Origin of the sequence: Hydrogenophaga sp. Root209, from assembly GCF_001428625.1 — a bacterium.
GTDB lineage: Bacteria > Pseudomonadota > Gammaproteobacteria > Burkholderiales > Burkholderiaceae_C > Hydrogenophaga.
This window is the reverse complement of sequence record NZ_LMIE01000012.1, coordinates 316,585-326,880: the sequence shown is the minus strand read 5'-3', so window position 1 is coordinate 326,880 and position 10,296 is coordinate 316,585. Positions and strand designations below refer to the sequence as shown.

10 protein-coding genes are annotated in these 10,296 nt (G+C 63.8%); 9 read left to right on the top strand and 1 reads right to left on the bottom strand.

Annotated features, from left to right (window positions below; genetic code table 11):
* Nucleotides 1-230 precede the first annotated feature (230 nt).
* Entirely contained in the window at nucleotides 231-2,216 is a 1,986-nt protein-coding gene (locus ASE11_RS10325; RefSeq protein ID WP_056270146.1) for an SDR family oxidoreductase, read from the bottom strand.
* A 208-nt stretch (nucleotides 2,217-2,424) separates the two neighbouring features.
* Between ASE11_RS10325 and ASE11_RS10320 the strand changes: the two genes are divergently transcribed.
* From ASE11_RS10320 to ASE11_RS10280, 9 genes are all read left to right on the top strand, one after another.
* Nucleotides 2,425-2,982, top strand: a complete 558-nt coding sequence (locus ASE11_RS10320; RefSeq protein ID WP_056270142.1) for a phasin family protein — start codon at nucleotides 2,425-2,427, stop codon at nucleotides 2,980-2,982.
* Nucleotides 2,983-3,166: 184 nt separating this feature from the next.
* A complete protein-coding gene (locus ASE11_RS10315; protein WP_056270139.1) occupies nucleotides 3,167-4,357 on the top strand; it encodes a patatin-like phospholipase family protein in 1,191 nt (396 codons plus the stop codon).
* Nucleotides 4,358-4,362: 5 nt separating this feature from the next.
* Nucleotides 4,363-5,022: a TetR/AcrR family transcriptional regulator gene (locus tag ASE11_RS10310; protein WP_056270135.1), complete on the top strand. Its 660-nt coding sequence runs from the start codon at nucleotides 4,363-4,365 to the stop codon at nucleotides 5,020-5,022.
* A 17-nt stretch (nucleotides 5,023-5,039) separates the two neighbouring features.
* A complete protein-coding gene (locus ASE11_RS10305) occupies nucleotides 5,040-5,813 on the top strand; it encodes a hypothetical protein (protein ID WP_056270130.1) in 774 nt (257 codons plus the stop codon).
* Between the two features lie 43 nt (nucleotides 5,814-5,856).
* On the top strand, nucleotides 5,857-6,774 hold the full coding sequence (locus ASE11_RS10300) for a LysR substrate-binding domain-containing protein (protein ID WP_056270126.1): 918 nt from the start codon (nucleotides 5,857-5,859) through the stop codon (nucleotides 6,772-6,774).
* A gap of 283 nt (nucleotides 6,775-7,057) precedes the next feature.
* The gene (locus tag ASE11_RS10295) at nucleotides 7,058-7,957 is read left to right on the top strand and encodes an amino acid ABC transporter substrate-binding protein (RefSeq protein ID WP_056270123.1); all 900 of its coding nucleotides are present in this window, start codon (nucleotides 7,058-7,060) and stop codon (nucleotides 7,955-7,957) included.
* Between the two features lie 109 nt (nucleotides 7,958-8,066).
* Nucleotides 8,067-8,822, top strand: a complete 756-nt coding sequence (locus ASE11_RS10290; protein WP_056270121.1) for an amino acid ABC transporter permease — start codon at nucleotides 8,067-8,069, stop codon at nucleotides 8,820-8,822.
* A gap of 1 nt (nucleotide 8,823) precedes the next feature.
* Nucleotides 8,824-9,495, top strand: coding sequence for an amino acid ABC transporter permease (locus ASE11_RS10285; protein ID WP_056270116.1), 672 nt, complete (start codon nucleotides 8,824-8,826; stop codon nucleotides 9,493-9,495).
* Between the two features lie 24 nt (nucleotides 9,496-9,519).
* Nucleotides 9,520-10,257, top strand: a complete 738-nt coding sequence (locus ASE11_RS10280; protein WP_056270113.1) for an amino acid ABC transporter ATP-binding protein — start codon at nucleotides 9,520-9,522, stop codon at nucleotides 10,255-10,257.
* The last annotated feature ends 39 nt before the right edge of the window (nucleotides 10,258-10,296 follow it).

The window sequence follows — 10,296 nt, the reverse complement described above, 5'->3', positions numbered from 1 at the left end:
AGGAGCGCCCGGACAAGGGGCGCACATGTCCGAAGGCTGCGAAGCAGACAAGTTTGTGCGCACCCCGGGTGATCCGAGCAACGCAGCTTGCCCGAAGCGAAGCGAAGGGACAGCGAATTCGGCTCGCCTTTCTTTTGCTTACTTTTCTTTGGCGAAGCAAAGAAAAGTAAGTCGGCCGCCGGGCCGAGACCCGGCCAGCAACCGGAGCCAACCCACAAAGACAACGCAAATCAGAAGTGAATCCCCCGCATCATCTGCTGCATCGCCACCGCCTCGGCCGACAACTGCGACTTCGCCCCCTTGTCCCCCTTCGCCGCCGACGAATCCGGGAACATCCGGAAGCTCGTGTTCATCACGATCTGCGCCACCCGCGGCACCATCGCGTGCATCATCTGGCCCGTCACGCCCAGGCGCGTGGCAATGCGCACCGGTTTGAAGATGCAGGCCTGCGCGATCATGTCGGCCGCTTCTTCGGGCGCCAGCGTCGGCACGTTCTTGTAGATCTGGGTCGGCGCGATCATGGGCGTGCGCACCAGTGGCATGTTGATGGTGGTGAAGCTGATGCCCTGGTCGGCGAACTCGCTGGAAGCGCAGCGTGTCCACGCGTCCAGCGCGGCCTTGCTCGCCACGTAGGCACTGAAGCGCGGTGCGTTGGTGAGCACGCCGATGGAGCTGATGTTGACCACATGACCCTTGCGCTTGGCCACCATGCCGGGCAGCAGGCCCATGGTCACGCGCAGGCAGCCGAAGTAGTTGAGCTGCATGGTGCGCTCGAAGTCGTGGAAGCGGTCGTAGCTGCCTTCAATCGCGCGGCGGATCGAGCGGCCGGCGTTGTTGATCAGGAAGTCCACGCCGCCGTGGTTGGCGATCAGCAGTTGCACGAAGCGGTCGGCGTCCGCCATGTCGGCGATGTCGGCCGGGTAGGCGATGAACTCATAGCCTTTGTCTTTCGCCTCCTTGCAGGCTTCATCGAGCTTGTCCTGGTCCCGTCCGCAGATCAGCGTGATGGCACCGGCCTCGGCGAACTTGTGCGCCGCGGCCAGGCCGATGCCCGAGCTGCCGCCGGTGACCAGCACCACCTTGCCCGCCACCGTGCCTTTCAGACTGCGGTCGATGTGCAGGTCCGGGTCGAGGTGGCGCTCCCAGTAGTCCCACAGGCGCCAGGCGTAGTCCTTGAAGTTGGGACAGGCAATGCCGCTGCCCTTGAGCGCGGCCAGCGTCTCGCGGCAGTCGAAGCGCGTGGGGTAGTTGACGAAGGTCATCATGTCCTCGGGCAAGCCGAGGTCCTGCATGATGGCCTTGTAGACGCGGCGCACCGGCGCCAGCGCCATCAGGCCCTTCTTCACGCTCTTGGGAATGAAGCCCATCAGCGCGGCATTGATGAACAGGTTCATCTTCGGCGCGTGCGCGGCCTTGCTGAGGATGTCGAGCACGTCTCCCACGCGGTAGCCCATCGGGTCCACGAGGTGGAAACACGCGCCGCTGTTGCGTTTCTGGTGGCTGATGTGGTCGAGCGCGTCGACCACGAAGTCCACCGGCACGATGTTGATGCGCCCGCCTTCCAGGCCCACGCTGGGCATCCAGGGCGGCAGGATCTGGCGCAGGCGCTGGATCAGCTTGAAGAAGTAGTAGGGCCCGTCGATCTTGTCCATCTCGCCGGTCTGGCTGTCGCCCACCACGGCGGCGGGGCGGTAAACGCTCCACGGCACCTTGCATTCTTCGCGCACGATCTTCTCGCTCTCGTGCTTGGTCATGAAGTAGGGGTGGTCCAGGCCCTCGGCCTCGTCGAACATGTCTTCACGGAACACGCCTTCGTACAGGCCGGCCGCCGCGATGGACGACACATGGTGGAAGTGGCCGGCGCCGATGGCCTTGGCGAACTCCACCGTGTTGCGCGTGCCGTCCACGTTCACCGCGATCTGGCTTTCGGCATCGGCTTCGAGGTCGTACACCGCGGCCAGGTGGTAGAAGTGGTCGATCTGGCCCTTGAGCGATTTGGTCTCGTCTGCCGAGACCCCCAGCTTCTTGCTGGTGAGGTCGCCAAACACCGGCACGGCGCGCGCCGCACTCACACCCCAGGTCTCCCGCAGTCCCGCCACCTTGCCCTCGCTTTCCTTGCGGATGAGGAAGTGCACCACCGCGCCCTTGCGCTGGAGCAGCTTGCCCACCAGGCGCTTGCCGATGAAGCCGGTGGCACCGGTGACGAAGTAATGCATGAAGGTCTCCTGAAGCAGATGGTGTTGTGAGCGGGGTGAAACGCCTTCCATTCTTGTCCACGAACCGGTGCGGCCCATTCCGCAAAAACCCGCGTACGCCGCGCCGGCATTAGTCTTGCGCCCCTACACAGGGCATGCGGCCTGCCCGTACAGTGGTTGCACTCGGGCCACCAGCCTGCCCACCCATTTCAACCAACAGGAGCACCCCATGGTCAAGAAGATCCAGAAAAACGGCAGCGACAAGAAAGCCACTGCGCAGACGTTCAACTCCCCGCTGTCCGGCGCCATCAAGGACTCGGCCCAGCAGATCTGGCTGGCGGGCCTCGGCGCCTTTTCCAAGGCACAGGAAGAAGGCGGCAAGGCCTTTGAGTCCTTGGTGAAGGAAGGCCTGTCGATCCAGCGCAAGACCCAGGCTGTGGCCGAAGAGCGCATCTCGGAAGCGACCAACAAGGTCAGCAGCATGGCCACCGACATCTCCTCCAAGGCCTCCGGCCAGTGGGACAAGCTCGAGTCCATCTTTGAAGAGCGCGTGGCCAAGGCCCTGAACAAGCTGGGCGTGCCTTCCGCGCGCGATGTGGATGCGCTGATCAAGCGCATCGATGCACTCAACCAGCATGTGCAGCAGCTCGCCGGCAAGGCCCCGGCCAGGAGCGCAGCCCGCAAGGCCGCGCCTGCGAAGAAGGCGGCTGTCGCCAAGCCTGCAGCCAAGAAGGTCGCGGCCAAGCCTGCCGCCCGCAAGACCACCCGCAAGGCCGCCACGGCTTGAGCGCAGTGAGGCCTGACGGCGGCACTTCAAACAGGGGCGTTCGCGCCCCTTTTTTGCGTCTGAAGCTCATGCTGCAACGCAGCACTTTCGGCAACAACCGCGGTCTACACTCGAACGCATGACGACTTCGCGCGCAGCACACCCCGTACCCTCTCCGAGGCCGGCGAGAAGTCGTTCGGACAAGGTGACGGGCCCCCGCATCGCCCTGGCCCTGGCCGGTGGTGGGCCGCTGGGTGCCATCTACGAAATCGGCGCGCTCTGCGCGCTGGCCGACAACCTGGACGGTCTCGACCTCAACCGCTGCGACCACTACGTCGGCGTGTCCGCGGGCGGCTTCATCGCTGCCGGCCTGGCCAACGGAATCACGCCGCGCGAACTCTGTGAGGCCTTCATCGAGGATGGCAAGGGCCGCGACCATTTTGATCCGGCCTGGCTGCTCAAGCCCGCTTGGGCCGAGTTCGGCAGCCGCTTGCAGCGCTTGCCTGGCCTGCTGGGCAGTGCGCTGTGGGCCTGGGGCGTGCAAGGCAAGGCCTTCACCAACGCGTTCGAACGGCTCGGCGCCGCCATGCCCACGGGTGTGCTGGACAACGAAGGCGTTCACCAACAGATTGAGCGCCTGTTCAGCCAGCCCGGGCGCACCAACGACTTCCGCCAGCTGCGCGCGCGCCTCACGCTGGTGGCCACACAGCTCGACACGGGTGAAGCCGCGCCGTTCGGCAAGGCCGGATGGGACCACGTGCCCATCTCGCGCGCCATTCAGGCCAGCGCCGCCTTGCCCGGGCTGTTTCCGCCGGTGGAGATCGACGGAGAGCACTATGTGGACGGTGCGCTGAAGAAGACCCTGCACGCAACCGTGGCGCTCGACGACGGTGCGGAGCTGCTCCTGTGCCTGAATCCCTTGGTGCCGTTCAGGGCCCATGCCGTGGGCGAGCACATCGATCACATTCCTTCGCTGGTCGAAGGCGGCTTCCCCGCGGTCATGAGTCAGACCTTTCGCTCCATGATCCATTCGCGGCTCGAACTGGGCATGAAGAACTATGAGCGCCTCTACCCGGGCAGCGACATCGTGCTCATCGAGCCCGACCAGCGCGACGCCAAGCTCTTCACCGCCAACACCTTCAGCTACCGCCAGCGCCGCGAACTGGCCGAGCATGCTTACCAGCAGACGCGCAAGATGCTGCGCGAGCGACAGGCCGAACTGGCGCCCAAGCTGGCACGCCACGGCGTGACGCTGAAGATGGCTTCGCTTCGCAATCCCGACCTGCACCTGGTGAATGAGCCCACGGTGTCGGCGCAAACCACCTTGGGCCGGCAACTGCACGCCACGCTGGACGATCTGCAGCGCGAGCTCGGCACGACGGCTCCGGGCCGCTGAGCGCCATGGCCAAGAAAGCCCCGCGCCGCACCGCCGAGCGCATCCTCGAGGTCACGCTCGAACTCTTCAACCGGTTCGGCGAGCCCAACGTGTCCACCACGCTGATCTCGGCCGAGCTGGGCATCAGCCCGGGCAACCTGTATTACCACTACCCGGCCAAGGACGAGCTGATCAATTCGCTGTTCGAGCGCTATGAAAAAGCCCTGGGTGAGTTGCTGGGTGCCAGCGAAGGCGTGCGCAATGTGGAAGACGCCTGGTTCTTTCTGCACTCGCTGTTCGAGATCATCTGGGCGTACCGGTTTCTCTACCGCGACCTCAACGACCTGCTGTCGAAGAACCGCATGCTGGAGACGCATTTCCAGACCGTGTTGAAAGACAAGACGCGCGCCATCCGCAACCTGCTCGCGGCCCTCAGCCGCCACAACGCGGTGACGATGGACGCGCGCGAAATGGAGCCCACCGCCGACAGCATGGTGGTGGTGCTCACCTACTGGCTGAGCTTCGAGTACGTGCGCGACCCGCGCCACGCGCTGGAGCCGGACAACGCGCAACAGGCCTTGATGCGCGGCGCCTACCATGTGCTCAACCTGCTGGCACCCTACCTTGAGAGCTCGCAGCGGCAGCACCTGATCCATCTCACCGCGGCTTACAGCCCCAGCGCATGACGCACGAGGAGACAACGATGGACGCATGGACCTCTTTCCCCTGGACCGTGACACCCCGGTTCGACAGCACCCACCTGCAGCACCAGTGGAGCCGACTGCACACGGGTGATGCAGAAGCCTGGCCCGAGCGCACCGATGTGCAGGAAGCCTGGGTTCTGTTTCACAACGGCGAGTTCCAGCGTGCTGCCCTCAGCGGTATCGCGCTGGGCGATGCTGGCCTGAATGTGGCCAACAAGGCCACCTGCATCTACGCCAACTACCTCGAGCCGCGCGAACAAGCCCGTCAGCAACTGTTGCTGGAGGCTGCGGCGCGCGCCGAAGCCCTGCAAAAGCGCGAGCCTGACAACGCCGGTGCCTGGTACTGGCAAGCCTATGCGCTGGCCCGTTACAGCCAGTGCATCAGCGTGGCCAAGGCGCTCACACAAGGCCTGGGCCGCAAGATCCGCCATGCGTTGGAGACCGCCATTGCGTTGGCGCCACGCCATGCCGATGCCCATCTCGCCCTGGCGGGGTACCACGCGGAAGTGATCGACAAGGTGGGCGCGTTGGTGGGCGGCATGACGCACGGCGCCAGCAAGGAGGCAGGCCTGGCGCTCTACCAGAAGGCGCTCGCCCTCAACCCCGACTCGGCCATCACCCTGTCGGAGTACGCCAACGGGTTGCTCATGCTGGAGGGTCACAAGCGGCGGGAAGAGGCCCGCCATTTGCAGGATCGTGCTGCGGGGATGCAACCGCTCGATGCCATGGAGCGGCTTTACGTTGCCTCTGTGCGGTTGGTGCTCGAAGCTTAGGGACACGCGGGACAATCCCCAGGTCACGCCATAATCGCGCCCCATGGAAACCAAGTGGCTCGAAGATTTTGTCAGTCTGGCTGAGACCCGCAGCTTCAGCCGCTCGGCCCAGTTGCGCCACGTGACGCAGCCCGCGTTCTCGCGTCGCATCCAGTCGCTGGAGGCCTGGGCCGGCACGGATCTGGTCGATCGGTCTTCGTACCCCACGCGCCTCACGCCAGCCGGACAAACCTTGTACGACCAGGCGCTGGAAATGCTGCAGGCGATGCAAAGCACGCGCGCCATGCTCAGGGCCCACACGGCGGCGGCGCAGGACGTGATCGAGTTCGCCGTGCCGCACACGCTGGCGTTCACGTTTTTCCCCTCGTGGCTCTCCAGCCTGCGTGAGACCTGCGGCCCGATCAAGAGCCGACTCATTGCCCTGAACGTGCACGACGCGGTGCTGCGACTGGTCGAAGGCAGCTGCGACCTGCTGATTGCGTACCACCACGAAGCGCAGCCGATCCAGCTCGATGCCAACCGCTACGAGATGCTGCCCCTGGGGCGCGAGCTGCTGGCGCCCTATGTGAAACCCACCTCCACCGGCGCGCCCACCTACTCGCTGCCCGGCTTGGTTGGCCAGCCGCAGCCTTACCTGGCCTATGCCCCTGGCGCCTACCTGGGCCGGGCGGTGGACCAGATGCTCAAACAAAGCAGAGTGCCCGTGCACCTGGACCGCATCTACGAAACCGACATGGCCGAAGGTCTCAAAGCCATGGCCCTGGAAGGCCACGGCATCGCTTTCCTGCCAGCCAGCGCTGTGCGAAACGAAGTGGCCGCCCGCAAGCTGGTGTCGGCCGGCGGGGGGTTGGAGACGGCTCTGGACATCCGCATCTACCGCGAGCGGCCGTTGGCACGCAAGGCCAAAGGCCCGGTCGAGAAATTCTGGAACGACCTGCGCCAGCGCTTGGACATTGCCTGATTCTTTCGTTTGCAGGTGATTGCTAGCGCGGATCGTCGGCCCAAACCATTGGGGTAAATTCGGACATGAACGGTTTGCATGATCGGCGCTGGAATCAGCATTGGCGTTTGTTCGGGGCGCTCGTTACATTCACGGGCTTCGCTCCACACAGGGTGGGCATTCCCGGGTGGAACGGAGTTTGCGTGCGTAGCATCATGCAGACCATGGGCGCACGCCTGAGGTGGCGCACAGCACGGTGAAAATCGTTGGGCTTATCGTTTTATTCACAAGCAAGGAGATAGTTATGAAGAAGCACCTGCTCGCATGGGCCGTGACCGCATTGGCCGCCAGCAGCGCCTTGGCCCAGACCGGTGATACGCTGGCCAAGATCAAGACGTCCGGCAGTGTGTCCCTGGGCGTGCGCGAGTCGTCCGGCCTGGGTTACACCCTGGGCAACGGCAAGTACGTCGGCTTCCACACCGAAATGGGCGAGATCATCCTGGCCGACATCCAGAAGCAGCTGGGCCTTCCCAAGCTGGAAGTGAAGTACCAGCCGGTGACCTCGCAGAACCGCATTCCCCTGGTGCAGAACGGCACGGTTGATCTGGAGTGCGGCTCCACCACCAACAACGCCACGCGGCAGAAGGATGTGTCTTTCGCCGTGACCACCTACGTGGAAGAAGTTCGCATTGCTGTCAAAGCGAGTTCCGGCATCAACGCGATCAAGGACCTCAACGGCAAGTCCGTGGCCACCACCACCGGCACCACCTCGGTGCAGACCCTGCGCAAAAACGAGCGCGCCGGCGGCATCGACTTCAAGGAGGTCTATGGCAAGGACCACGCCGACAGCTTCCTGTTGCTGGAATCGGGCCGCGCCGATGCCTTCGTGATGGACGGCTCCATCCTGGCCGCCAACATCTCCAAGTCCAAGAACCCCGCAGATTTCAAGATCGTCGGTGAAGTGCTTTCGGTCGAGCCGATCGCCTGCATGCTGCGCAAGGACGACCCGGCGTTCAAGAAGGCCGTGGACGACAGCATCAAACGCCAGATCGCCTCCGGCTCGCTCGCCAAGCTGTATGACAAGTGGTTCATGCAGCCGATCCCGCCAGCCAACGTGAAGATCGGCCTGCCGATCTCCGACGCGACCAAGGCTGCCTGGGCCGCTCCGAACGACAAGCCGATGGAAGACTACGTCAAGAAGTAAGCGCGCAAGCTTCTGGCACGCCCCTTCAAGTGGAACATTTGAAGGGGCGTTTTCGTAGACGCCCCGATTTCCTGGGGCGCTGCGCGGACGATAAAAGGAAAGGGCTCCTATGAGCTGGGATTGGCAGGTGTTCTGCGAAGACACCATTGAACGGCAGCCGGTGCAAGGCTGTTTTGGCAAGGGGGGTGACATCACCTACCTCGACTGGATGCTGTCGGCCTGGGGCTGGACCGTGTCCGTGGCGCTGCTGGCACTGCTGCTGGCGCTGGTGATCGGGGTGGTGATCGGCACGCTGCGCACGCTGCCGGATCGGCCCATCGTGGTGCGTCTGGGCAACGCCTGGGTGGAGCTGTTCCGCAACATTCCCTTGCTGGTGCAGATTTTCCTCTGGTACCACGTGTTGCCTTCGATGTTCCCGGTCTTGCAAGGGGTTCCGGGCTTTCTGCTCGTGGTGTTTGCCCTGGGTTTCTTCACCTCGGCACGCATCGCCGAGCAGGTGCGCTCGGGCATCCAGGCCCTGCCGCGTGGCCAGCGCTACGCGGGCATGGCGATGGGCTTCACCACCTTCCAGTACTACCGCTATGTGCTGCTGCCCATGGCGTTTCGCATCATCATCCCGCCGCTGACCAGCGAGACCATGAACATCTTCAAGAACTCCTCGGTGGCGTTCGCGGTGTCGGTCTCCGAGCTCACCATGTTTGCCATGCAGGCGCAGGAAGAAACCTCGCGCGGCGTCGAGGTGTACCTGGCGGTGACGGGCCTGTACATCATCTCGGCGTTCGCGATCAACCGCATCATGGCCGTCATCGAAAAGCGCGCGCGCATTCCGGGCTTCGTCGTGGCTGGCGGGACGGGAGGCCACTGACATGAACCTCAATCTCGACTTTTCCTTCTACAACTGGGACCTGATCAGCAACTTCGTTCTGAAAGGCCTGTATTTCAGCCTGATGCTGACCATCGTGGCCACCATCGGCGGCATCATCTTTGGCACCGTGCTCGCGCTCATGCGCCTGTCGGGCAAGAAGTGGCTTGACACGCCGGCCACGATCTACGTCAACGGCATGCGCAGCATTCCGCTGGTGATGGTGATCCTGTGGTTCTTCCTGCTGGTGCCGCTGTTGATCGGCCGGCCCATCGGCGCCGAGGTGTCGGCGGTGGTCACCTTCATTGCCTTCGAGGCCGCGTACTTCAGCGAGATCATGCGCGCTGGCATTCAGTCCATCCCGCGTGGCCAGGTGCACGCGGGGCAGGCGCTGGGCATGAGCTACGGGCAGAACATGAAGCTGGTGGTGCTGCCCCAGGCCTTCCGCAACATGTTGCCGGTGCTGCTCACGCAGACCATCATCCTGTTCCAGGACACCTCGCTCGTGTACGCCATCGGTGCCTACGACATGCTCAAGGGCTTCGAGGTCGCGGGCAAGAACTTCGGCCGTCCGATCGAGGCCTACCTCGCCGCCGCCGTGGTGTATTTCGTCATGTGTTACGCGCTGTCGTGGTCCGTCAAGCAGCTGCACAAGAAGATCGCCATCATCCGTTGATGCAACCGAAACCCAGGAATTGCCATGATTGAACTCAAGAACGTCTCCAAGTGGTATGGCAGCGTCCAGGTGCTGACCGATTGCTCCACCGACATCCAGAAGGGTGAAGTCGTCGTGGTCTGCGGCCCGTCGGGCTCGGGCAAGTCGACCCTCATCAAGACCATCAACGCGCTCGAGCCCTTCCAGAAGGGCGAGATCACGGTCGATGGCGTGCCGGTGCACGACCCCAAGACCGACCTGCCCAAGCTGCGCAGCCGCGTGGGCATGGTGTTCCAGCACTTCGAACTGTTCCCGCACCTGTCGGTGACCGAGAACCTCACGATCGCCCAGATCAAGGTGCTCGGCCGCAACCCGGACGAGGCCAAGAAGCGCGGCCTCAAGATGCTCGACCGCGTGGGCCTGTCGCTGCACAAGGACAAGTTCCCGGGCCAGCTCTCGGGTGGCCAGCAGCAGCGCGTGGCGATCGCGCGCGCGCTATCGATGGATCCGATCGTGATGCTGTTCGACGAACCCACCTCGGCGCTCGACCCCGAGATGGTCGGCGAGGTGCTCGACGTGATGGTCGGTCTGGCCAACGAAGGCATGACCATGATGTGCGTGACGCACGAAATGGGCTTTGCGCGCAAGGTCAGCAACCGCGTGATCTTCATGGACGTGGGCGGCAAGATCCTGGAGGACTGCTCCAAGGACGACTTCTTCGGCAAGCCAGAAGATCGCCAGCCGCGCACCAAGGACTTTCTCAACAAGATCCTGGCGCACTGAAGCGGTCCCAAAATACTGCCGGGGGGTTACAGACCTCCT